Raw genomic sequence first — 20,186 nt, 5'->3', positions numbered from 1 at the left:
AACAACATGACCAACAAATGCCGCATCCTCGGCGTGCTGGACGACGGCGATGCGAGCCTCGGGCGCGGCGCGATGGCCCACCTGCAAAAGGCGCAACTGGTGATCGGCGCCGCGCGCACGCTGGCGCTGTTCGCGCCGCACATCGCGCCCGGCGCGGTGCAGCGCGATCTCACGGGCGCGCTGTCGCAGGTGCCCGAATGGATCCGCGCCGCGCAGGCCGAAGAGCGCCGCGTGGTCGTGCTGGCCACCGGCGATCCGCTGTGCCATGGCATTGCGGCCTTCCTGGCCGCGCGCCTGTGCATCGAGGCGATCGAGGTCATTCCGAACGTATCGACGCTGCAGCTGGCCTGCGCGCGGCTCGGCCTGCCGTGGCAGGAGATGAAGTTTGCCTCCGTGCATGCGAAGGATGCGGGCGACTGGCTCCCCGGCTCGCCGCCCGCGCACGGCCTCTATGCGCTGCTGCGCGACATCCGCCAGCACGACCGGCTGGCCGTGCTCACCAGCCCCGACAACACGCCCGACCGCATCGCGCGCATGCTGGTGGCCGAAGGCCTGGCCGACGATTTCGAGATGGCCGTGGCCGAGCGCCTGTGCCAGCCCGAGGAGCGCGTGGTCAGCGGCATGCGCATCACGGCCGCGGCGCAGATGCGCTTTGCCGATCCGAACGTGGTGCTGCTCTGGCGCACGCGGCTGCGCGCGCCGCAGGTGCTGTTCGGCTTGCCGGATGCGAGCTTCGAGCAGCGCCATCCCGAGAAGGGCCTGATCACCAAGAACGAGGTGCGCGCCGTCTCGCTCGCGCGCATGCAGCTGCGCGCCGACAGCGTGGTGTGGGACATCGGCGCGGGCTCCGGCTCGGTCGGGCTGGAGGCCGCGCGGCTGTGCTGGCGCGGCCATGTCTACGCGATCGAGAAGAACGCGGACGACAGCGCCATCGTCGCGCGCAACCGCCAGGCCATGGGCATCAGCAACCACAGCCTGGTGCACGGCAAGGCGCCCGAGGGCCTGGCGGCCTGGGCCGATCCGGATGCGGTCTTCATCGGCGGCTCCGGCGGCGAGCTGGCAGAGCTCATCGCGCTGGTGCTGCGGCGCCTGCGGCCGGGCGGCTGGCTGGTGATGAACTTCGTGACCATCGAGAACCTCGCGGCTGCGGTCGAGGCGCTCAAGGCGCAGGGCGCGGCCTGGGACGTGCTGCAGCTGCAGGCCTCGCGCAGCAAGCCGATCCTGCACATGCACCGGCTCGCGGCCGAGAACCCGGTGTGGCTGGTCTGTGCGCAAGCAGGCGGTGTGGCATGACGGCACCCGGCATGCTCCACGGCGTATCGCTCGGCCCGGGCGATCCGGACCTGATCACGCGCCGCGCCTGGTCCCTGCTGACGCGCGCCGATGCGGTCTGGACCTACCCGGTGCGCAGCCTGCGCAAGGAAAGCTACGCGCTCGACATCGCGCTGCGCGCCGGCCTGTCGGCGCCCGCGCAGCACCAGGCGCTGCTGTTCCCGATGACCCACGACGCCGAGAAGCTCGCGCGCCACTGGCTGAAGGCCGCGGAGACCGTGCAGGCGCTGCTGGCCACCGGGCAGGACGTGCTGTTCCTGGTCGAGGGCGATGCCTCCACCTACGCGAGCTTCTGCTACCTGGCGCGCGTGCTGCGCGAGCTCGACCCGGCCGCGCGCATCGACGTGGTGCCCGGCGTCACCTCGTTCAACGCGGCCTGCGCGCGCCTGCAGCTGCCGCTCTCGGAGCAGGACGACACCGTGGCCATCGTGCCGGCGGCCTACGGCATTGCGGCGGTCGAGAAGATGCTGGACGACTTCGACACGCTGGTGCTCATGAAGGTCAAGCCGCTGCTCGACGACCTGATCGACCTGCTGGCGCGGCGCGGCCTGCTCGCGCACAGCCGCTTCATCGAAAAGGCCGGCTCGCCGGTCGAACGCATCGTGCACGACGTGGCCAGCCTGAAGGGCAGCAAGGTCAACTACTTGTCGCTGCTGCTGGTGAAGAACCCCGGCCGCGAACGCGGCGAACTGGTGCGCGGCTGCCGCAAGAAGACCAGCACCGAAATCGAAGAGGACAACCCGAATGACGAATGAAGCCGCACCCCGTGTGGTGCTTGTGGCCATCACCAAACATGGCGCGCAGCAGGCCGCCGGCCTGGCCCGCCAGCTGCCGGAGGCCAGCGTGTGCGTGGCGGACAAGTTCGCGCCGCTCATGGCCGGCTTGCCCAACCCGGTGCGCGCCTACGCGGGCGCCTTCCGCGACGAGATCGCAGCGCTGTTCGCGGACTTCGACCAGGTCGTGTTCTTCGTCTCGCTCGGTGCCGTGGTGCGGCTGATCGCGCCGCACCTCAAGAGCAAGGACGAGGACCCGGGCGTGCTGGTGGTGGACGACGCCGCGCAGTTCGTGATTCCGGTGCTCTCGGGCCACGTGGGTGGCGCCAACGCGATGGCCGAGCAGGTCGCTTCGCTGCTGGGCGCCACGCCGGTGCTGACCACCGCGTCGGACGTGGGCAAGACGATTCCGGTCGACATCCTCGGCCGCGAGCTCGGCTGGAAGGTGGAGGCACCCAAGATCAACATCACGCGCGTCTCGGCCCATGTGGTGAACGGCGAGCCGATTGCGGTGGTGCAGGAAGCGGGCAGCGCCGGCTGGTGGACCCGCCCCACGCCCCTGCCCGCCAACATCCACCGCTTCGCGCGCTTCGACGAGGTCGACCTCGCGCGCTTCAAGGCCGTGCTGTGGATCACGCAGGCCGAAGTCAGCGCCGAACGCTGGAGCGCGCTGGCCGAGCGGCTCGTCGTCTATCGGCCGCCGCTATGAGCACCGTGCGCTACGCCATCGGCTTGGGCTGCGACCGCGGCACGCCGCAGGCCACGCTGCAGCAGGCGATCGACGAAGCGCTGGCCGGCATCGGCACGCAGCTCGCGCAGGTGGCGGCGGCAGCCAGCATCGACCTGAAGGCCGACGAACCGGGCCTGCTGGCACTGGCCGCGGCCCACGGCTGGGCGTTGCGCTTCTACTCTGCCGCGCAGCTGGCAGAAGTGCCCGTGCCGCATCCGTCGGAAACGGTGCGCCGCCACACCGGCACGCCTTCGGTCAGCGAGGCGGCCGCGCTGCTGGCCGGCGGCGGCCTGCCGATGGCGGCGCTGGTCGTCCCCAAGCACAAGCACCGCGGCGCCGACGGGCGCCACGCGACGGTCTCGATCGCGCGCATGTCCTGATGAACTCCAACCCTCACTCTCTCGAATGGAACCCGCAATGAACGCCTCCTCCACGCACACCACTTCCCACACCGGCGGCTTCGCCCATGCCGGCACGGCGCGCAGCCTGCTGCTGCAATTGGCCGGCGCCGCAGCGCTGGGCCTGTTCGTCCTGTACGGCGTCGCCTTTGCCGAAAGCCCGCTCGCGCACAACGCCGCGCACGACGTGCGCCACGTCACGGTCAAGCCCTGCCACTGAGCGCGGAGCGTCCCATGATCTTCCAACGACTGATCTGGTCCGCGCTGGCGGCGGCCGTGCTGGTGGGCAGCGTGCAGACCGGCGTGCAGCAGTGGCAGGCCACGCCGATCATCCAGGCGGCCGAAAGCTACGAATCGCAGAAGGCCGCGCCTGCAGGCCACGGCCATGACGCGGCGCATGCCCACGGCGCTGCCGCGGATGAAGTTCAATGGCAGCCCGAGGACGGCGCCGAGCGCAGCTTCTGGAGCTGGGTCGCCAACATGCTGCATGCCTTCAGCATGGCGCTGCTGGTGCTTGCGGCAATGGGCGTCTGCCTCTGGCGCGGCACGCGCATGCGCTCGCTGCCGCTGGCGCTGCTGGTGTCTGCCGCCGGCTGGCTGAGCTTTCACTTCTGGCCGTCGCTCGGGCTGCCGGCCGAGATCCCCGGCATGGATGCGGCCCGGCTGGGTTCGCGCCAGGGCTGGTGGGTGCTGGCCGCAGCCGGCGCGGCGCTGGCCTGCATCTCGCTCGCGGGCCTGCGCAGTGCCTTGCGCTGGCCCGCGGCTGCGGCCTGGCTCGCGCTGCCTTTCGTGGTGGGTGCGCCGCAGGCCGCAGGCGATCCTTTCGCGGGCTTCGGGCCCGAGGCACAGGCCGCGCTGCGGACGCTCGATGCGCGCTTCATCTGGGTGACCACCTGGATCTCGCTGAGCTTCTGGGCCTCGACGGGCGTGGCCTGCGGCCTGGCCTTCGAGCGCTGGCTGCGGCCGGTGCTGGCCGCTGCGTTCGGCAATTCGCGCACCGCGCCGGCACTGGAGGTGAATCCATGAGCGGCAAGATTTCATTGGTCGGCATCGGGCCCGGCCACCACGACCACATGACGGGCCGCGCGCTGGCCGCGATCGCCGAAGCCGACGTGGTGGTCGGCTACAGCACCTACATCAAGCTGGTGGCCGACCTGCTCGAGGGCAAGGAAGTGATCCGCAAGGGCATGACCGAGGAGCTCGACCGCGCGGTCAATGCGCTCGAATGTGCCCGCGAGGGCAAGAAGGTGGCGCTGATCTCCAGCGGCGATGCCGGCGTCTACGGCATGGCCGGCCCGACCTACGAGGTGCTGTTCCAGGCCGGCTGGACGCCGGACTCCGACATCGCCGTCGAGGTGGTGCCCGGCGCGTCGGCCATCAACGCCTGCGCGGCGCTGGTGGGCGCGCCGCTCACGCACGACTTCTGCTCGATCTCGCTGAGCGACCTGCTCACGCCCTGGCCCGTGATCGCGCGGCGGCTCGACGCGGTGGCGGCGGCCGACTTCGTGGTGGCTCTCTACAACCCGAAGAGCGGGCGGCGCACCCAGCAGATCGTGCAGGCGCAGCAGCTCTTCCTGCGGCACCGGCGGCCGGACACGCCGGTGGCGGTGGTCAAGTCGGCCTACCGCCGGCGCGAGCGCATCGAGTTCACCACGCTTGCCCACATGAGCGAGTGCGACATCGGCATGCTGACGACGGTGCTCATCGGCAACAGCCACACCTTCGTGCAGCACGGCCTCATGGTCACGCCGCGCGGCTATGCCAACAAGTACGACCTGGACGATGGCGGCAACACGCGCAGCGGCGAGAAGCCAGGCCGCTCGCTGTCGACCGGCCTGCTGGGCTGGATGGCCAACCTGCGCGCCGACCATGCCGAAGGCGCGAGCGCCGCCGCGCTGGCGGCGCAGCACCGCCTGCCCGTCGATTACATCGAGGCCGTGCTGGCCGCACCGGCCGAGGAAGAAGAAAGCCCCGCGGCCGCGCCGCTCGAGGAGACGCAGGAATGAGCGAGGTGGTCAAGCCCAAGATCGGCGGCTACAAGCGCCACCTGCTGGTCTGCACGGGACCGCGCTGCAGCCCCGACGGCGCCTCGCAGGACCTGTTCGACAGCCTGGGCGACAAGTTCAAGGCCGCGGGCCTGAACGAGGGTGCACTGCGCGTCAAGCGCAGCCGCGTCGGCTGCTTCGCGGCCTGCAAGGGCGGGCCGGTGATGTGCGTGCAGCCCGACGGCACCTGGTACTACAACGTCACGCCGGAGAACATGGACCGCATCCTGTCGCAGCACCTGGTGGGCGGCGTGGTGGTGGAAGACCTGGTGTTCCACCAGGGACCGGGCCTCGCGCCAGACACGGCCGCCTGAGGCGCTGCAGTCGCACGCCGGCTATTCGACAAAGAGCAGCGCCGGGCATTCGAGCGAGGCGCGCACGGCCTGCACGAACTCGGCCGCCAGCTGGCCGTCGACCACGCGGTGGTCGAAGGAGGATGACAGGTTCATCATGCGGCGCGCGACCACGGCGCCATCCTTCATCACCGGGCGCTGCACGATGCGGTTGACGCCGACGATCGCCGCCTCGGGCGCATTGATGATCGGCGTGGACGCGATGCCGCCCAGCGCGCCGAGGCTGGTGACGGTAATGGTCGAGCCGCTCAGCTCGTCGCGCGTGGCGCGGCCCGCGCGCGCGGCCTCGGCCAGGCGCGCGATCTCGGTTGCGCTGGACCAGGGGTCGCGCGCTTCGGCGTGGCGCAGTACCGGCACCATGAGGCCCACGGCGGTCTGGGTCGCGATGCCGGCATGCACTGCGCCGTGGCGCGTGAGCACGCCGGTCTCGTCGTCGAAGCGGGCATTGACCTGCGGAAAGCGCGGCACCGCCAGCACGATGGCGCGCACCAGCAGCGGCAGCAGCGTCAGGTGCGCCCGCTCGCTGCCCCAGCGTTCGTTGAGCCGCGCGCGCAGCAGCTCCAACTCGGTCACGTCGACTTCCTCGACGTAGGTGAAGTGCGGGATGCGGCGCATCGCATCCTGCATGCGCTGCGCGATGCGGCGGCGCACGCCGGTCACGGGCACGGCCTCCTCGTCGTGGCGCTCCGCGTAACGCGGCGGGCCCGGCGCCTGCGCGCCCTGCCTGCGGAGCAGCCAGGCGTCGAGGTCCTCGTGCAGGATGCGGCCGTCCGCGGCGCTGCCCGGCACCTGCTGCAGATCGATGCCGAGCACCGCGGCGCGATGGCGCACCGCGGGTGCGGCGAGCGGCTTGCCGGCCGATGAGGATATGCGCACGGCCGGAGCGGATGTCGCCGCAGCTGCTACCGCCGGTGCAGGTGCCGGCACGGGCGCGGACGCGCGTGCGTGCGCGGCCGGCACCTGCACCGCCTCACCCTGCGCCTCCACGTCGATCCGTATCAGCTCCGCGCCCACCGCGAGCTGCTGCCCCACTTCGCCGCCGAGCGCGAGCACCCGGCCCGCGACCGGCGAGGGAATCTCGACGGTGGCCTTGTCGGTCATCACGTCGGCCAGCACCTGGTCTTCCGCCACCGTGTCGCCGGGCTGCACGCGCCACGCCACCAGCTCCACCTCGGCAATGCCTTCGCCAAGGTCCGGCACCTTGATTGCATGCGTGGCCATTCAGTTCTCCATGACGCGGCGCATCGCCGCGCCGACGCGCGCCGGCCCCGGAAAGTAGGCCCACTCCTGCGCATGCGGATAGGGCGTGTCCCAGCCGGCCACGCGCTCGATCGGCGCCTCCAGGTGGTGGAAGCAATGCTCCTGCACCAGTGCCACCAGCTCGGCGCCGAAGCCGTTGGTGCGCGTGGCCTCGTGCACGATCACGCAGCGGCCGGTCTTCTTCACCGAGGCGACCAGCGTCTCCAGGTCCAGCGGCCACAGGCTGCGCAGGTCGATGATCTCGGCATCGATGCCGGTCTCGCGTGCGGCCGCTTCCGAGACGAACACCATGGTGCCGTAGCTGATCACCGTCAGGTCGGCGCCGGGGCGGAACACGGTGGCCGACTCCAGCGGCACCGTGTAGTAGCCCTCGGGCACCTCGCCGAGCGGATGCGCCGACCACGACACCAGCGGCCGCTCGTGGTGGCCGTCGAAGGGGCCGTTGTACAGCCGCTTGGGCTCCAGGAAGATGACGGGGTCGTCGTTCTCGATCGAGGCGATCAGGAGGCCCTTGGCATCGCGCGGATTGGAAGGCATCACCGTGCGCAGCCCGCAGACGTGCGTGAACAGCGCCTCGGGACTCTGGCTGTGCGTCTGGCCGCCGTAGATGCCGCCGCCGCAGGGCATGCGGATGGTGATCGGCGCGGTGAAGTCGCCGGCCGAGCGGTAGCGCAGGCGCGCCGCCTCGGACACGATCTGGTCGTAGGCCGGATAGACGTAGTCGGCAAACTGCACTTCCACCACCGGGCGCAGGCCGTAGGCGCCCATGCCGATGGCCGAGCCGACGATGCCGCCCTCGTTGATCGGCGCATCGAACACGCGCGAGCGGCCGTACTTGGCCTGCAGGCCTTCGGTGCAGCGGAACACGCCGCCGAAGTAGCCCACGTCCTGGCCATAGATGATCACGTTGTCGTCGCGCTCGAGCATCACGTCCATGGCGGAGCGCAGGGCCTGGATCATGGTCATCGAGGCCATGGCGTCAGCCCTCGGACGCGAGCTGCTCGCGCTGCCGCTTCAGGTGCTCGGGCATTTCCTTGTAGACGTCCTCGAACATGGTCGCGGCGCCGGCGACGTGGCCGTCGGCCATGGAGCCGAAGCGCTCGGCCTCCTTCAGCGCGGTGTTCACCTGCGCCTCCAGGTCGGCCTGCGTCTGCTCGTGCTCCTGCTGCGACCAGGCGCCGATGGACCTCAGGTGCTGCGCCAGGCGCGGGATCGGATCGCCCAGCGGAAAATGCGCCCAGTCGTCGGCCGGACGGTAGCGCGAGGGATCGTCCGAGGTCGAGTGCGCGCCGGCGCGATAGGTCACCCATTCGATCAGCGTCGGCCCGAGGTTGCTGCGGGCGCGCTCGGCGGCCCAGCGCGAGGCCGCCAGCACCGCGAGAAAGTCGTTGCCGTCGACGCGCAGCGATGCGATGCCGCAGCCCACGCCCCGCGCCGCGAAGGTGGTGGCCTCGCCGCCGGCAATCGCCTGGAAGGTCGAGATCGCCCACTGGTTGTTGACCACGTTGAGGATCACCGGCGCGCGGTACACGTGCGCGAAGGTCAGCGCCGTGTGGAAGTCCGACTCGGCGGTGGCGCCGTCGCCGATCCATCCCGAGGCAATGCGCGTGTCGCCCTTGATCGCCGAGGCCATGCCCCAGCCCACCGCCTGGATGAACTGCGTGGCCAGGTTGCCCGAGATCGAGAAGAAGCCGGCCCGCTTCATCGAATAGCACACCGGCAGCTGCCGTCCCTTGAGCGGATCGCGCTCGTTGGACATCAGCTCGCAGATCAGCTCGAGCAGCGTCACGTCGTCGCGCGCCAGCAGCAGGCCCTGCTGGCGGTAGGTGGGAAAGCACATGTCGCCCTGCTGCAGCACCAGCGCGTGGCCGGTGGCAATGGCCTCTTCGCCAAGGCACTGGATGTAGAACGATATTTTTTTCTGCCGCTGCGCGATCAGCATGCGGGCGTCGAAGGCGCGTGTCTTCATCATCGCGCGCAGGCCGCGGCGCAGCAGCTCGGGGTCGGCCTCGGGCGCCCACGGGCCGACTGCGCGGCCCTCGTCGTCGAGCACGCGCACCAGTGTGTAGGCCAGGTCGCTGGTGTCGGCCGGCGACGCGTCGACCGGGGGTTTTCGCACCTCGCCGGCGCGCGACAGGTGGAGATAGGAAAAGTCCGTCTCATGCCCCGGCCGCCCGGTGGGCTCCGGCACATGCAGACGAAGAGATACGCCCTGGCTCATCGCGTTGTCTCCGCGCTCGATGGAATCGCTCGCCAGCAAAGCCTAGCGAATTTCAGGCGGGAGCGCAGCCGGTCAAGCGCGTATTTTTTCTTGCGGGCGCGTCAGTCCTCGGCGTCGAAGAAAGCGAGCTTGCGCGCACGGGGCAATGCCTTGACCCTGATCTCCGCCCGCAGCGCGGCGCCCTTGTCGGGATAGGCGCGCGCTGCAAGCACGCGCAGCGGAGGACGCGCGCGCGTGAACTTGGCGCCGAGTCCGAACACATGCTGGAAGAAGCGCTGCTCCACGTCGAGCGCGATCCCTGCGTAGTACACGCCGCCTTCGCACTCCAGGAGATAGAGCCAGTAGGGCACGGGATCGGGGTCGGGCAGGGATCGGGGCATGGCGCGGATTGTGCAGCCGCAGCCGCCCTTCGCTGGAGTCGGCTTTGGCAAAGCGGCGAGGGGAACGCGCATTTGCGGGCGTACAGTGGGTGGCCGAGCCCACGCCCACGGCGGTTGCCGGAACGCTGTCGGGCTCTCCACGAATGGAGGTTGAACATGGCCCAGCATGCAATTACCGCTGTTCACTTCAGCGACGGAAAGATCGATCTCGTCGCGATTCACCCGGTGGTGGAGCAGGAGTTCGGCTCGACCGAATTCGCGCTTGGCGCGGCACGGCGCATCGGCATCGGCGAATGCGTGGAGCTCCTCGCCGCCGGCGAGGAAGTGTGCCTTGCACGGCGCACCGAAAGCCATGCCTGGGAGGTGGTTTGCGATGTCCAGCTCCTGCCGGGCGGCGCCGGCATCACCGGCGTCGACGTCGTGGGCCACCCCAACGATGCGCTGCACGAACTTCCTGCGTGGGACTGAGGGCGCAGCGGGCGAGCTATATTGCGCGCTCAGCAACAGACAGAGAAGAAATCACCATGGCAAAAGCCTACTGGGTCAGCGCGTACCGTGCCGTCAACGACGCCGACAAACTCGCGGCCTACGCAAAACTGGCCGGCCCGGCCATCACCGCCGGCGGCGGCCGCTTTCTTGCGCGCGGCCTGCCCGCCGAGGTCTACGAGTTCGGCCTGTCCCAACGCACCGTGCTGATCGAGTTCGACAGCGTCGAGCAGGCCAGGGCCGTGCACGACAGCCCCGACTACCAGGCCGCGCTTGACGCGCTGGGCGACGGCGCGGAACGGGACCTGCGGATCATCGAAGGGGTCTGAGACATCCAGGGGATCGGGCTCTCAGGGCATGTCCGGTGCCCTGGCTTTCACCGGCTGCGCTCGCCGTCGCGCACGGATTCGATTGCGCCGTTGTAGATGCGCACGACGCCAAGGAATGCACCGCGACCGCGGTCGTATGTCCATTCCTCCATGGGAACGCACTGGTTCGCAAGAATCGCCTGGGGACTGCCCGCGCGGTAGGGCGTCACGATCCAGCCGAGCTGCAGCATCGGCACGCAGACGCTCTGGCGATAGATCGGCTCGCCGCATTTCTGAAGCAGCGACACGGGCGAATCGCCCTTGCCCACGAGCGAACCGTTGCAGCCCATCGACTGGGAAGCTTCGGCGGACGGAACAAGGATGGCCATGAACGCCGCCGCGAGCCAAAGGCTCCAGTGGTGGGGGTGAGAACTTTTTGAGAGAAGCTCAGGCATTGTCCGTGCGCGCCATGCGCGGTGCATCGAAGCGCGCAGGCGCCTGCGGCAAGCCGGCCAGGTCCGCGCGGGCAAACTGGAAGCAGTCGATCCCGGCAGGAAGCACGACGCCCGTCTGCGCCGAGCTGGTCCAGATGTGCGAGCTGATCGACACGGAATTCGGGTCATCGAACGCCCCGCGAGAGATCCCGCGGTACTCGGGCCAGCGCTCGAACGTGAGCGTGAGCGTGGTGCCGCATCGGGGGCAGAAGTGGACATGCACCTGCCTCGAACTGCTTTCCGATTTGTGCGAGTACCTTGCCATCGGCTCGCCCGAGAACTGGACCGCGTCCACCGGATACATCGACTCCGCGTATGAGGTCGAACCCGTCACCCGCTGGCAGAACCTGCAGTGGCATTGCAAGGTGCGCATGGGCTCGCCCAGGGCGACGAAGCGCACGGCCCCGCACAGGCACCCTCCATCACGTCGAGTCGTCACGCCGATCGCCTCCTGTGCCAATGCCGCGGATAAGGTGCCATGGGATGCAATGCCTGGCAGTCAGTCCTGCTGCCGGAGGATCTTCTCCATCTTCCTGCCCTTCGCGAGCTCGTCGACCAGCTTGTCCAGGTAGCGGATCTTCTGCATCAGCGGATCGTCGACTTCCTCGACGCGGACGCCGCAGACCACGCCCTTGATCAATGCGCTGTTCGGATTCATGGCCGGAGCCTCCGCAAAGAAGGCCTCGAAATCCTTCCCCTGTTCGATCTGCCGCGCGAGGCCCGCCTGGTCATAGCCGGTCAGCCAGCGAATGATCTGATCCACTTCTTCCTTCGTCCGGTTCTTGCGTTCGGCCTTCTGGACGTACATCGGATAGACCTTCGCAAACGCCATCGCGAAAATTCGATGCTGAGGCATGGCCGCTCTCAAGCCTTCGGCAGGCGCCGCCTTGCCTTGACCGCCGACGCCAGGCCCTCGAGCACCGGCACCGTCTGGGCAAAGCCGATGCAGGCATCGGTGATCGAGACGCCGTGCTTCAGCGCCGCGCCGGGCTTCAGGTCCTGCCGGCCTTCCTCGAGATGGCTCTCGATCATGAGGCCCGTGATGCGCCGCTCGCCGGCCGCGATCTGCGCCGCCACGTCTTCGGCGACCACGATCTGCCGCTGGTGCTGCTTGCTGCTGTTGCCGTGCGACACGTCGATCATCACCTGCGGCCGCAGGCCGTTCGCCAGCAGCGCCTCGCAGCTCGAAGCCACATCCGCGGCCGAATAGTTGGGCGCCTTGCCGCCGCGCAGGATCACATGGCAGTCGTCGTTGCCGCGCGTCTCGAAGATCGCCGCCATGCCCATCTTGGTCATGCCCATGAAGGCATGCGGCGCACGCGCTGCGAGGATCGCGTCGGCCGCAACCTTCACGCTGCCGTCGGTGCCGTTCTTGAAGCCCACCGGGCAGCTCAGGCCCGACGCCAGCTGCCGATGGCTCTGGCTCTCGGTGGTGCGGGCGCCGATGGCACCCCAGGCGATCAGGTCGGCAATGAACTGCGGGCTCAGCAGGTCGAGGAACTCGGTGCCGGTCGGCAGGCCCAGCGTGGTCAGCTCGAGCAGCAGGCGCCGCGCGCGCTCCAGCCCTTCGTTGATCGCGAAGCTGCCGTCCAGGTGCGGGTCGTTGATGTAGCCCTTCCAGCCCACGGTGGTGCGCGGCTTCTCGAAATAGGCACGCATCACGATCAGCAGGTCGTCCTGCAGCGAGTCGGCGACGGTCTTCAGGCGCTGTGCGTATTCGATCGCCTGGTCGTGGTCATGGATGGAGCATGGCCCAACCACCACGACCAGCCGGTCGTCGCGGCCGTGCAGCACGTCGGCGATGGCCGCGCGGCTGCCTTCGACCAGCGCCAGCGTGTTGTCGCGCACGGGCACGCGCTCCTGCAGCAAGGCAGGGGTGATGAGCGGACGGACCGCGCCGATGCGCACGTCGTCGATGCGGGTGGTGTCGAGCGTGCTGTCGCGAGAGCCGATCTCGGCATCGTGGAGAGGGTCGTCGAGGCGGGGCATGGTGGTGGCTGTGGTTTCGAACGGAGCTTGGCGGATTGTCCTCTTCCACAAGTACCTTAACCGCGCGGGTCGCTTCGCGGCGAACGGGCCTGCGCCCCGCTGGCCGCACCCAGGCTCTGTGCAATGAATGCCGCAAAGGGCTTGATGTCGCCCTGGCCGCTTGCTGAGTTCAGCGCGGCCATATAGCGATCGCGATCTTCGAGGCGCAACACCGTCCAGGGGAACCCGCCCGAGGCCAGCATGGCGTTCATGAGGAAGCGCCCGAGCCGCCCATTGCCGTCCATGTATGGATGAATGAAGACGAACATGAAATGGCCCAGCACCGCGCGCACGGCGGCCGAGGGCTCGTCGCGCAGCAACTCGAACAGGACCGGCATCATCTCGCGCACCGCTTCGCGCGGGGGCGGCACGTGCTGCGCGTTGCGGATGTAGACCTGATGGCCCCGGTAGCCCGCGAGATCCGATGCCGCGAGGAGGCCTGCGGTCACGCTGGGCGAGAACATCGCCCGGAACCAGGCACCGTGGTCGCCCTTGAGAACGTTCCCGGCGTTCGCGCCCGCGAAGATACTCTGGATGGACGCCTTGACCTCGTTGTGCGCAAGCCAATAGCCGTGCGCCGCCATCGCATCCCGGGATTGGTGGTCCTGCTCGTGGATGTCCTCGTTCCAGTCTCCGTTCGCGACGCGGCGAATCAGTTCCGGCGTGACTCTGTAGCCTTCGATGGACAGCGAGTGATAGGCATCGGTGACATAGGCGTCTTCGACCGCGCGCATGTATGCGGCAACGTCCTCAGGCCGGCCCGGCTCCTTCAGCGGGAAGGCGCTCGCCGCATCGTCGCGCATCGAGGCCCACATGAGCCGCAATCTGGAAACATAGGGGGACTCGATGCGGTCGCCCGGAACAATTCGCAGAGGGGTTTCGAATGGATTGGCCTCGGTGACCTGATTGCCCAAGGCCCGCATGAAACCGACGATGTCATCCGCGATCGCGTCCCGGCCCACCGCGCGGAACGCACCGGCGAGGCGGCCGGCAACCGTGCCGTGGTTGCCTTCCGCAAGCACGCGGCTCAGCTCGGACGCGTCGCTGATGGACAGCAGCGCGACTTGCGCGTCCTCGGCGGAGGCCCTGAAGAAGTTCTCCGGCACTTTCAGGAGCGCCTGGGCCAGTGTCATCGTACGGAGATTGCCGACGCTGTCGCGCCGGTCGGCCGCTGGAAAATCCCTCGCCTGGTAGTCCATGAGCGAGAACCCGTTCGGCAAGTCGAGCACGCCGTTCTTGCCCAGTGGCGCATGCACGACGACCTGCTTGGGCAGCAAGGTCGTCCCGGCGTGCAGTTTCAGCGAATATTCCGCCGACACGCACCAGTCGGAGCCGAATCGGGCGTTGCAGTAGGCGGCAATGAAGTCCTTCATCCCCGCGATCCACGGCGTCGTGTCACCAGCCTTGGCGGAAGGGCTGGCGGACATGTACCAACCCTGGATCACCGGCTGGAGAAACCCCGCGCCCACCAACGCTTCGCGATCCGCGCGAGAGAACTCGCCCGTATTGAAGACGCTCCGGCCTTGCTCCTGCAAGGTCCGCAGTGCCTCCAGGGCGGTGGCGAGCCGCCGCTGCGCCGGGGTGGCTGTACGAACGGCGACGGGAGTTGCCATGTGCAGGATCTCGCTTTGCTGGCGGCAGCTGGTAGTCGATTGCCAGGTTCTTTTGCCAGTTGATTGCTAGATTTTATTGCAAATTCATTGCTAGACTATCTTGCAAAGCCCACCCTCACTCCACCGTCACGCTCTTCGCCAGGTTGCGCGGCTTGTCGACATCGGTGCCGCGCGCACAGGCCGTGTGGTAGGCCAGCAATTGCAGCGGCACCACGTGCAGCAGCGGCGAGAGCGCGCCGTAGTGCTCGGGCATGCGGATCACGTGCAGGCCTTCGCTGCCCTTGATCCTGGTGTCGCCGTCGGCCAGCACGTAGAGCACGCCGCCGCGCGCGCGCACTTCCTGCAGGTTGCTCTTGAGCTTTTCGAGCAGGGTGTCGTTGGGCGCCACGGCCACCACGGGCATCTCGCTGGTCACCAGCGCGAGCGGGCCGTGCTTGAGTTCGCCGGCGGCGTACGCCTCGGCGTGGATGTAGGTCACTTCCTTGAGCTTGAGCGCGCCTTCGAGCGCGATCGGATAGTGCAGGCCGCGGCCGAGGAACAGCGCGTTGTCCTTGCGCGCGAAGTCTTCGGCCCAGCCGATGATCTGCGGCTCGAGCGCGAGCACCGATTGCAGCGCGACGGGCAGGTGCCGCATTTCCTTCAGGTAGCGTGCCTCGTCGGCTTCACTCAGGCGCCCCTTGGTCTGCGCGATGGCGAGCGTCAGCAGGAACAGGCCGGCCAGCTGCGTGGTGAAGGCCTTGGTCGAGGCCACGCCAATTTCCACCCCGGCGCGCGTGATGTAGGCCAGCTTGCATTCGCGCACCATGGCGCTGGTGGCCACGTTGCAGATGGTCAGCGTCTGTTCCATGCCAAGCGAGCGCGCATGCTTCAAGGCGGCCAGCGTGTCGGCCGTTTCGCCCGATTGGCTGATGGTGACCACCAGCGTCTTCGGATCGGGCACCGAATCGCGGTAGCGGTATTCGCTCGCGATCTCGACCTGCGTCGAGATCTTCGCGATGCTCTCGAGCCAGTACTTGGCGGTGCAGCCGCTGTAGTAGCTGGTGCCGCAGGCCAGGATGAGGATCTTGTCGATGTCCTTGAACACGCGGTGCGCGCTGGCACCGGTGGCGCCGTCCTGCCCGACGCCGTCGAACAGCTCGGGCACGATGCCGGCCACGCCCTCGAGCGTGTCGCCGATGGCGCGCGGCTGCTCGAAGATCTCCTTCTGCATGTAGTGGCGGTACGGGCCGAGCTCGGCCGCGCCGCTGTGCGCCTGCACGGTGCGCACCTGGCGCTGCACGGGCTTGTGGTGGCGGTCGACGATCCAGTACTTGCCGGGCTGCAGGTCGACCACGTCGCCTTCCTCGAGATAGACGATCTGGTCGGTCACGCCGGCCAGCGCCATGGCGTCGCTCGCGAGGAAGTTCTCGCCGCCCTCCTTGCCCGCGCCCAGGATCAGCGGCGAGCCGGCGCGCGCACCCACCACGCGCTGCGGCTCGTCGCGGCACATCACGGCAATGGCATAGGCGCCGTGCAGCTGCAGCACCGCGGCCTTCACGGCCTCGAACAGGTCGCCGTCGTAGAGGCTGTCGACGAGGTGGGCGATGACCTCGGTGTCGGTCTGGCTCTCGAACACGTAGCCCTTGGCCTCGAGCGCCGCGCGCAGGGTTTCGTGGTTTTCGATGATGCCGTTGTGCACCAGCGCGATGCGGCCTGGCCGCGCGCCCTGCGCGTCGGCGCCCGGGCCGTGGCTGAAGTGCGGATGGGCGTTGTGCACGGCAGGCGCGCCGTGCGTGGCCCAGCGCGTGTGGGCGATGCCGGTCAGGCCTTCGACATGGACTTCGCGCACCTGCGTGACGAGGTCCGCCACGCGCGAGGTGGTGCGCGCCCGCGTGAGGCCGCCCGCATGGACCGCCACGCCGCAGGAGTCGTAGCCGCGGTATTCGAGCCTTTGCAGGCCCTGGACCAGGACCGGAACGATGTTGCGATGGGACGCTGCGCCGACGATGCCGCACATGGTGAGCTGCCTTTAATCTGGAGAAGAGGCTCGATGGTAGGAAGCGGATGAAAAAATATGCGGTCGAAATTCGATGGATTTCGAACTTTTCTTTCATCGACTCAGGTAGTTGGATTTTTATTCCATAATCCCATTGAATATGGAACCATTTTCCCCCGATGCAATAGACCTCCGCCTGCTCGACGCGCTCCAGCGCGATGCCTCGCAGACCAACCAGCGGCTGGCCGCCGAGGTCGGCATCTCGCCGCCCACCTGCCTGCGCCGCGTGCAACGCCTGCGGCAGGAGCGGCTGATCGAGCGCCAGGTCGCACTGCTCTCGCCCGACCGGCTTGCGGCGGTGCTGGGCCACGGCCTGCAGGCGGTGGTCGAGATTTCGCTGGACCGGCAGGACGCCGCGGCCCTCGATGCCTTCGAGGCCCGCGTGATCGCCGACGACGCCGTGCAGCAATGCTGGCGCGTCTCGCCGGGGCCGGACTTCGTGCTGGTGGTGGCGGCGCGCGACATGCCGGACTACAGCGCCCTGGCGCAGCGCCTGTTCACGGCCGACGGCAATGTGCGCAACGTCAAGGCCTTCTTCAGCCTGAAGCGCGCGAAGTTCGATCCCAGGGTGCCGCTCACGCCCTGAGGCGCCACGGCAGGCGCCCTTCGATCAGGCCTTCGGCTGCTTCTGCGGCCGCTTCCAGTTCGCAAAACTGACCTGCTTGCCGCGCGCCACCGTGAGCGCGCCGGGCTCGGTCGACTTGTTCACCGTCGAGCCGCCGCCGATGGTGCCGCCCGCGCCAATGGTGACCGGCGCCACCAGCACGCAGTTGCTGCCCACGTGCACGTCGTCCTCGATGACGGTGCGGTGCTTGTTGGCGCCGTCGTAGTTGGCCGTGATGCTGCCCGCGCCGTAATTGACGCGTCGGCCCACGCTGGCATCGCCCAGGTAGGCCAGGTGATTGGCCTTGGCGCCCTCGGCCAGGGTCGAGTTCTTGACCTCGACGAAGTTGCCGATGTGCACCTCGGCGCCCAGCTGCGCGCCCGGCCGCAGCCGCGCGAAGGGGCCGACCAGCGCCCTTTCGCCCACGGTCACGCCGGCCTTCTCGCCGTCGATGTGGGTGAAGGGATGGATCACCGCACCGGCCTCGATGCGCGCATTGGCAATCACGCAATTGGCGCCGACGCGCACGCCCTCGCCCAGGAACACCGAACCTTCGAACACGCAGTTGACGTCGATCTCGACGTCGGCCTCGCAGGCCAGCGCGCCGCGCAGGTCGAAGCGCGCGGGATCGGCCAGCCGCACGCCTTGCGCCATCAGCGCTTCGGCCTGCCGCAGCTGCCAGGCGCGCTCCAGCGCCGCCAGCTGCGCGGGGCTGTTGATGCCGGCGACCTGGAGCGCATCGTCGATGACATGCGCGACCACGGGCACGCCGTCGGCCGCGGCCAGCTTGACGATGTCGGTGAGGTAGTACTCGCCCTGGGCGTTGCGGTTGTCCAGCCGCGAGAGCCAGCCCTTGAGCAGCGCGGCGGGCACGGCCATCACACCGCTGTAGATCTCGCGGATGCCGCGCTGCGCCTCGGTCGCGTCCTTCTGCTCGACGATGGCCTTGACCTCGCCGCCCGCCTGCCCTTCGGCACGCACGATGCGCCCGTAGCCGGTGGGATCGTAGAACTCGATGGTCAGCAGCGCGAGCCGCCGGCCGCCGCTGGCGGCGATCAGCGCGCGCAGCGTGTCCTCGCCGATCAGCGGCACGTCGCCCGACAGCACCAGCACCGTGCCGTCGTCGGGCAGGAGCGGCGCCGCCTGCTGCACCGCGTGGCCGGTGCCCAGCTGCGGCTCCTGCCGCGCAAACTGCAAGGCGGCGCCGATGGCGTTGCCGGCCATGGCGGCCTCGACCTCGGCCGCGCCGTGGCCGGTCACCACCACCACGTGGCGCGCGCCGATGCGCGCGGCGGTATCGGTCACGTGCCAGAGCAGCGCGCGTCCGGCCAAACGGTGCAACACTTTGGGCAGCCTGCTTTTCATGCGCGTGCCCTTGCCGGCCGCCATGATGACGACGTCGACCGGTCCCTGGTTGTCTTGCGGAATCTGATTCATGCTTCTTTCTACCCGAATGCGTTGCGCCAAGTTGGCGCGGATTATCGGCGCGCTGCTGGCGGCGGCCGCGCTCGCGGGCTGCAGCACGGTCAGGCTGGCCTACAACAACCTGCCCGAGGTGAGCTACTGGTGGCTCGACACCTACCTCGATTTCGACGGCGCGCAGACGCCCAAGGTGCGCGACGAGCTCGCACAGCTGCTGACCTGGCACCGCCAGAACGAGCTGCCGCGCATTGCCAGCCTGCTGCAGGAAGCCCAGGCCCTGGCGCCGCACGACGTGACCGCGGCCCAGGCCTGCCGCATGGCGGACCAGATCCGCGAGCGCCTGCTGGCGGTCGCCGAGCGCGCCGAGCCGGCGGGCACCGAGCTGGCATTGAGCCTGACCGCGGCGCAGCTGCAGCAGCTCGAGCGCAAGTACGCCAAGAACAATGGCGACTATCGCAAGGAATGGCTCGAACGCAGCGCCGCCGATGTGCAGGAGAAGCGCTACGACCGCTTCCTCGACCGGCTGGAGGATTTCTATGGCCGGCTGAGCCCGGAGCAGCGCGAGCTGCTGCGGCGGCAGGTGGCGCAATCGGTGTTCGATCCGCGGCTGGCCGATGCCGAGCGCCGCCAGCGCCAGCAGGAGGCGCTGCAGCTCTTGCGCGGCTTCAATGCCGCCAAACCCTCCGCGGCCGAGGCGCGCGCGGCCATCCATGCCTACGTGATGCGCATCGCCGAGCCGCCGCCCGGCCCCTGGCACGATCACCAGCAGGCCCTGCTGCAGGAAGGCTGCCGCAACCTGGCCGCGCTGCACAACACCGCCAGCGCCGCCCAGCGGGAGCAGGCGGTGCGCCGGCTGCAGGCCTACCACGACGACCTGCGGCAGCTGGTGGCCGCGCGCTAGCACGGTCGCCGGGCAGCTGCTAGATCAGCGGCGTCGGCCGCATCGGGCGCTCGAAGTAGTCTCCCAGCGCCTCGAGCGCGCGAGGCTCCAGGATGCGCAGCCAGCCGGCGTCGAGCTTGTAGAGCCCCAGGCTCTGCAGCCGGCGCAGCGTCTTGTTGGTATGCACCAGCGACAGCCCCAGTGCATCGGCCAGGTGCTGCTGGCTGAACGGAAACTCGACCCAGCCGTCGCGCACCATGCCCACGCGCTGGGCCCGGCGGTACAGGTGCATCAGCAGCATGGCCACGCGCTCGGCCGCGTTGCGGCGGCCCGTGGTGACCAGGTTGTCGTCGACCAGCTTTTCCTCGCGCGCGGCCAGCCAGGTGATGTCGTAACCGAGCTTCGGCTGGGCATGGAACAGCTCCCAGAGCCGGCCGCGCGGAAACACGCAGAGCGTGGCCTCGCTCGCGGCCTCCACGCCGTGCGTGTGGCCGTCGGCAAACTCGTCCTGCAGGCCGATGAAGTCGCCGGGCAGCAGAAAGCTCAGTATCTGGCGCCGGCCGTCGCTCAGCGTCTTGTAGCGAAAGGCCCATCCGGCATAGAGCGTGAACAGCTCGGCGCTCGGCCGGTGCTCGTCGATGATGGTGGCGCCGGCGGCGACGCGGCGGGAGCCGGCCCTGAAGGATGCGATGGCTTCGAGCTGTTGCGGCGCCACCGGCAGGAAGGCTTCCATCTTTCGCAGCGCGCAGCGCTCGCAGGGGTGGGGGCCCGCAGGGGGCGAGGCGGGGGATGCATGGTCCTCGAATTTCACGCGCCACTATAGG

Annotated in this window: 24 protein-coding genes; 12 read left to right on the top strand and 12 right to left on the bottom strand. The window is 68.9% G+C overall.

Features of this window, described 5'->3' with window-relative positions; translation table 11 throughout:
• Nucleotides 1-6 precede the first annotated feature (6 nt).
• From cbiE to ACAM58_RS05225, 8 genes are read left to right on the top strand one after another with little or no spacing between them, the layout of a single operon-like run.
• Nucleotides 7-1,293 (top strand): precorrin-6y C5,15-methyltransferase (decarboxylating) subunit CbiE, encoded by a 1,287-nt coding sequence (gene cbiE, locus ACAM58_RS05260; RefSeq protein WP_196230432.1) that lies wholly within the window; start codon nt 7-9, stop codon nt 1,291-1,293.
• A complete protein-coding gene (gene cobI, locus ACAM58_RS05255; protein ID WP_012746168.1) occupies nt 1,290-2,087 on the top strand; it encodes a precorrin-2 C(20)-methyltransferase in 798 nt (265 codons plus the stop codon). The genes cbiE and cobI overlap by 4 nt, the downstream gene beginning before the upstream one ends.
• Nucleotides 2,077-2,814, top strand: a complete 738-nt coding sequence (locus tag ACAM58_RS05250; protein ID WP_012746167.1) for a cobalamin biosynthesis central domain-containing protein — start codon at nt 2,077-2,079, stop codon at nt 2,812-2,814. Before cobI ends, ACAM58_RS05250 begins: the two co-directional genes overlap by 11 nt.
• Nucleotides 2,811-3,215 (top strand): cobalamin biosynthesis protein, encoded by a 405-nt coding sequence (locus ACAM58_RS05245; RefSeq protein WP_012746166.1) that lies wholly within the window; start codon nt 2,811-2,813, stop codon nt 3,213-3,215. The genes ACAM58_RS05250 and ACAM58_RS05245 overlap by 4 nt, the downstream gene beginning before the upstream one ends.
• Nucleotides 3,216-3,252: 37 nt before the next feature.
• Nucleotides 3,253-3,453 carry a CbtB domain-containing protein gene (locus tag ACAM58_RS05240; RefSeq protein WP_012746165.1) on the top strand — a complete coding sequence of 67 codons (201 nt, stop codon included), beginning with the start codon at nt 3,253-3,255 and terminating at the stop codon, nt 3,451-3,453.
• A 14-nt stretch (nt 3,454-3,467) separates the two neighbouring features.
• Nucleotides 3,468-4,259: a CbtA family protein gene (locus tag ACAM58_RS05235; protein ID WP_012746164.1), complete on the top strand. Its 792-nt coding sequence runs from the start codon at nt 3,468-3,470 to the stop codon at nt 4,257-4,259.
• Nucleotides 4,256-5,239: a precorrin-3B C(17)-methyltransferase gene (gene cobJ / locus ACAM58_RS05230; protein ID WP_012746163.1), complete on the top strand. Its 984-nt coding sequence runs from the start codon at nt 4,256-4,258 to the stop codon at nt 5,237-5,239. Before ACAM58_RS05235 ends, cobJ begins: the two co-directional genes overlap by 4 nt.
• A complete protein-coding gene (locus tag ACAM58_RS05225) occupies nt 5,236-5,592 on the top strand; it encodes a ferredoxin (protein WP_012746162.1) in 357 nt (118 codons plus the stop codon). The genes cobJ and ACAM58_RS05225 overlap by 4 nt, the downstream gene beginning before the upstream one ends.
• 21 nt (nt 5,593-5,613) lie before the next feature.
• On the opposite strand, the gene ACAM58_RS05220 is transcribed toward ACAM58_RS05225, so the two are convergent.
• From ACAM58_RS05220 to ACAM58_RS05205, 4 genes are all read right to left on the bottom strand, one after another.
• Nucleotides 5,614-6,852: a dihydrolipoamide acetyltransferase family protein gene (locus ACAM58_RS05220; protein ID WP_012746161.1), complete on the bottom strand. Its 1,239-nt coding sequence runs from the start codon at nt 6,850-6,852 to the stop codon at nt 5,614-5,616.
• A complete protein-coding gene (locus ACAM58_RS05215) occupies nt 6,853-7,866 on the bottom strand; it encodes an alpha-ketoacid dehydrogenase subunit beta (RefSeq protein WP_012746160.1) in 1,014 nt (337 codons plus the stop codon).
• A 4-nt stretch (nt 7,867-7,870) separates the two neighbouring features.
• The gene (locus ACAM58_RS05210; protein WP_012746159.1) at nt 7,871-9,112 is read right to left on the bottom strand and encodes a 3-methyl-2-oxobutanoate dehydrogenase (2-methylpropanoyl-transferring) subunit alpha; all 1,242 of its coding nucleotides are present in this window, start codon (nt 9,110-9,112) and stop codon (nt 7,871-7,873) included.
• A 101-nt stretch (nt 9,113-9,213) separates the two neighbouring features.
• The gene (locus tag ACAM58_RS05205; protein WP_012746158.1) at nt 9,214-9,492 is read right to left on the bottom strand and encodes a GIY-YIG nuclease family protein; all 279 of its coding nucleotides are present in this window, start codon (nt 9,490-9,492) and stop codon (nt 9,214-9,216) included.
• A 156-nt stretch (nt 9,493-9,648) separates the two neighbouring features.
• Here ACAM58_RS05205 and ACAM58_RS05200 point away from each other — a divergent pair, with 156 nt between their 5' ends.
• On the top strand, nt 9,649-9,960 hold the full coding sequence (locus ACAM58_RS05200; protein WP_012746157.1) for a hypothetical protein: 312 nt from the start codon (nt 9,649-9,651) through the stop codon (nt 9,958-9,960).
• A 56-nt stretch (nt 9,961-10,016) separates the two neighbouring features.
• Nucleotides 10,017-10,307, top strand: a complete 291-nt coding sequence (locus tag ACAM58_RS05195; protein WP_012746156.1) for a DUF1330 domain-containing protein — start codon at nt 10,017-10,019, stop codon at nt 10,305-10,307.
• Nucleotides 10,308-10,354: 47 nt separating this feature from the next.
• Here ACAM58_RS05195 and ACAM58_RS05190 read toward each other — a convergent pair whose 3' ends face one another.
• From ACAM58_RS05190 to glmS, 6 genes are all read right to left on the bottom strand, one after another.
• Complete coding sequence (locus ACAM58_RS05190) at nt 10,355-10,675, bottom strand: DUF2845 domain-containing protein (protein WP_012746155.1); 321 nt, start codon at nt 10,673-10,675, stop codon at nt 10,355-10,357.
• Between the two features lie 58 nt (nt 10,676-10,733).
• Nucleotides 10,734-11,180, bottom strand: a complete 447-nt coding sequence (locus ACAM58_RS05185; protein WP_230537736.1) for a GFA family protein — start codon at nt 11,178-11,180, stop codon at nt 10,734-10,736.
• Between the two features lie 99 nt (nt 11,181-11,279).
• Nucleotides 11,280-11,636 carry a DUF2200 domain-containing protein gene (locus tag ACAM58_RS05180; protein WP_062363113.1) on the bottom strand — a complete coding sequence of 119 codons (357 nt, stop codon included), beginning with the start codon at nt 11,634-11,636 and terminating at the stop codon, nt 11,280-11,282.
• A gap of 8 nt (nt 11,637-11,644) precedes the next feature.
• Nucleotides 11,645-12,769, bottom strand: coding sequence for a 3-deoxy-7-phosphoheptulonate synthase (locus ACAM58_RS05175; RefSeq protein ID WP_012746152.1), 1,125 nt, complete (start codon nt 12,767-12,769; stop codon nt 11,645-11,647).
• A 56-nt stretch (nt 12,770-12,825) separates the two neighbouring features.
• Complete coding sequence (locus ACAM58_RS05170; RefSeq protein WP_369664229.1) at nt 12,826-14,421, bottom strand: Fic family protein; 1,596 nt, start codon at nt 14,419-14,421, stop codon at nt 12,826-12,828.
• A 115-nt stretch (nt 14,422-14,536) separates the two neighbouring features.
• Nucleotides 14,537-16,417, bottom strand: coding sequence for a glutamine--fructose-6-phosphate transaminase (isomerizing) (gene glmS, locus ACAM58_RS05165; RefSeq protein ID WP_369664228.1), 1,881 nt, complete (start codon nt 16,415-16,417; stop codon nt 14,537-14,539).
• Between the two features lie 139 nt (nt 16,418-16,556).
• On the opposite strand from glmS, the gene ACAM58_RS05160 reads away from it, so the two are divergent.
• A complete protein-coding gene (locus ACAM58_RS05160; protein WP_012746149.1) occupies nt 16,557-17,042 on the top strand; it encodes an Lrp/AsnC family transcriptional regulator in 486 nt (161 codons plus the stop codon).
• Between the two features lie 24 nt (nt 17,043-17,066).
• Here ACAM58_RS05160 and glmU read toward each other — a convergent pair whose 3' ends face one another.
• A complete protein-coding gene (gene glmU / locus ACAM58_RS05155; RefSeq protein ID WP_369664227.1) occupies nt 17,067-18,497 on the bottom strand; it encodes a bifunctional UDP-N-acetylglucosamine diphosphorylase/glucosamine-1-phosphate N-acetyltransferase GlmU in 1,431 nt (476 codons plus the stop codon).
• A 31-nt stretch (nt 18,498-18,528) separates the two neighbouring features.
• Between glmU and ACAM58_RS05150 the strand changes: the two genes are divergently transcribed.
• On the top strand, nt 18,529-19,383 hold the full coding sequence (locus tag ACAM58_RS05150) for a DUF6279 family lipoprotein (RefSeq protein ID WP_369664226.1): 855 nt from the start codon (nt 18,529-18,531) through the stop codon (nt 19,381-19,383).
• Between the two features lie 19 nt (nt 19,384-19,402).
• On the opposite strand, the gene ACAM58_RS05145 is transcribed toward ACAM58_RS05150, so the two are convergent.
• Nucleotides 19,403-20,095, bottom strand: coding sequence for a Crp/Fnr family transcriptional regulator (locus ACAM58_RS05145; protein WP_012746146.1), 693 nt, complete (start codon nt 20,093-20,095; stop codon nt 19,403-19,405).
• Between the last annotated feature and the right edge of the window lie 91 nt (nt 20,096-20,186).

It is taken from the genome of Variovorax sp. V116, assembly GCF_041154435.1.
Classification (GTDB): domain Bacteria; phylum Pseudomonadota; class Gammaproteobacteria; order Burkholderiales; family Burkholderiaceae_C; genus Variovorax; species Variovorax paradoxus.
This window is presented reverse-complemented; position numbering and strand designations above follow the sequence as displayed.

Excerpts from the sequence above, each read along its gene's own strand:
- cbiE (WP_196230432.1), top strand. The coding sequence starts at position 7 with ATGACCAACAAATGCCGCATCCTCGGCGTGCTGGACGACGGCGATGCG.
- cobI (WP_012746168.1), top strand. The coding sequence starts at position 1,290 with ATGACGGCACCCGGCATGCTCCACGGCGTATCGCTCGGCCCGGGCGAT.
- ACAM58_RS05250 (WP_012746167.1), top strand. The coding sequence starts at position 2,077 with ATGACGAATGAAGCCGCACCCCGTGTGGTGCTTGTGGCCATCACCAAA.
- ACAM58_RS05245 (WP_012746166.1), top strand. The coding sequence starts at position 2,811 with ATGAGCACCGTGCGCTACGCCATCGGCTTGGGCTGCGACCGCGGCACG.
- ACAM58_RS05240 (WP_012746165.1), top strand. The coding sequence starts at position 3,253 with ATGAACGCCTCCTCCACGCACACCACTTCCCACACCGGCGGCTTCGCC.
- ACAM58_RS05235 (WP_012746164.1), top strand. The coding sequence starts at position 3,468 with ATGATCTTCCAACGACTGATCTGGTCCGCGCTGGCGGCGGCCGTGCTG.
- cobJ (WP_012746163.1), top strand. The coding sequence starts at position 4,256 with ATGAGCGGCAAGATTTCATTGGTCGGCATCGGGCCCGGCCACCACGAC.
- ACAM58_RS05225 (WP_012746162.1), top strand. The coding sequence starts at position 5,236 with ATGAGCGAGGTGGTCAAGCCCAAGATCGGCGGCTACAAGCGCCACCTG.
- ACAM58_RS05220 (WP_012746161.1), bottom strand. The coding sequence starts at position 6,852 with ATGGCCACGCATGCAATCAAGGTGCCGGACCTTGGCGAAGGCATTGCC.
- ACAM58_RS05215 (WP_012746160.1), bottom strand. The coding sequence starts at position 7,866 with ATGGCCTCGATGACCATGATCCAGGCCCTGCGCTCCGCCATGGACGTG.
- ACAM58_RS05210 (WP_012746159.1), bottom strand. The coding sequence starts at position 9,112 with ATGAGCCAGGGCGTATCTCTTCGTCTGCATGTGCCGGAGCCCACCGGG.
- ACAM58_RS05205 (WP_012746158.1), bottom strand. The coding sequence starts at position 9,492 with ATGCCCCGATCCCTGCCCGACCCCGATCCCGTGCCCTACTGGCTCTAT.
- ACAM58_RS05200 (WP_012746157.1), top strand. The coding sequence starts at position 9,649 with ATGGCCCAGCATGCAATTACCGCTGTTCACTTCAGCGACGGAAAGATC.
- ACAM58_RS05195 (WP_012746156.1), top strand. The coding sequence starts at position 10,017 with ATGGCAAAAGCCTACTGGGTCAGCGCGTACCGTGCCGTCAACGACGCC.
- ACAM58_RS05190 (WP_012746155.1), bottom strand. The coding sequence starts at position 10,675 with ATGGCCATCCTTGTTCCGTCCGCCGAAGCTTCCCAGTCGATGGGCTGC.
- ACAM58_RS05180 (WP_062363113.1), bottom strand. The coding sequence starts at position 11,636 with ATGCCTCAGCATCGAATTTTCGCGATGGCGTTTGCGAAGGTCTATCCG.
- ACAM58_RS05175 (WP_012746152.1), bottom strand. The coding sequence starts at position 12,769 with ATGCCCCGCCTCGACGACCCTCTCCACGATGCCGAGATCGGCTCTCGC.
- ACAM58_RS05170 (WP_369664229.1), bottom strand. The coding sequence starts at position 14,421 with ATGGCAACTCCCGTCGCCGTTCGTACAGCCACCCCGGCGCAGCGGCGG.
- glmS (WP_369664228.1), bottom strand. The coding sequence starts at position 16,417 with ATGTGCGGCATCGTCGGCGCAGCGTCCCATCGCAACATCGTTCCGGTC.
- ACAM58_RS05160 (WP_012746149.1), top strand. The coding sequence starts at position 16,557 with ATGGAACCATTTTCCCCCGATGCAATAGACCTCCGCCTGCTCGACGCG.
- glmU (WP_369664227.1), bottom strand. The coding sequence starts at position 18,497 with ATGAATCAGATTCCGCAAGACAACCAGGGACCGGTCGACGTCGTCATC.
- ACAM58_RS05145 (WP_012746146.1), bottom strand. The coding sequence starts at position 20,095 with ATGGAAGCCTTCCTGCCGGTGGCGCCGCAACAGCTCGAAGCCATCGCA.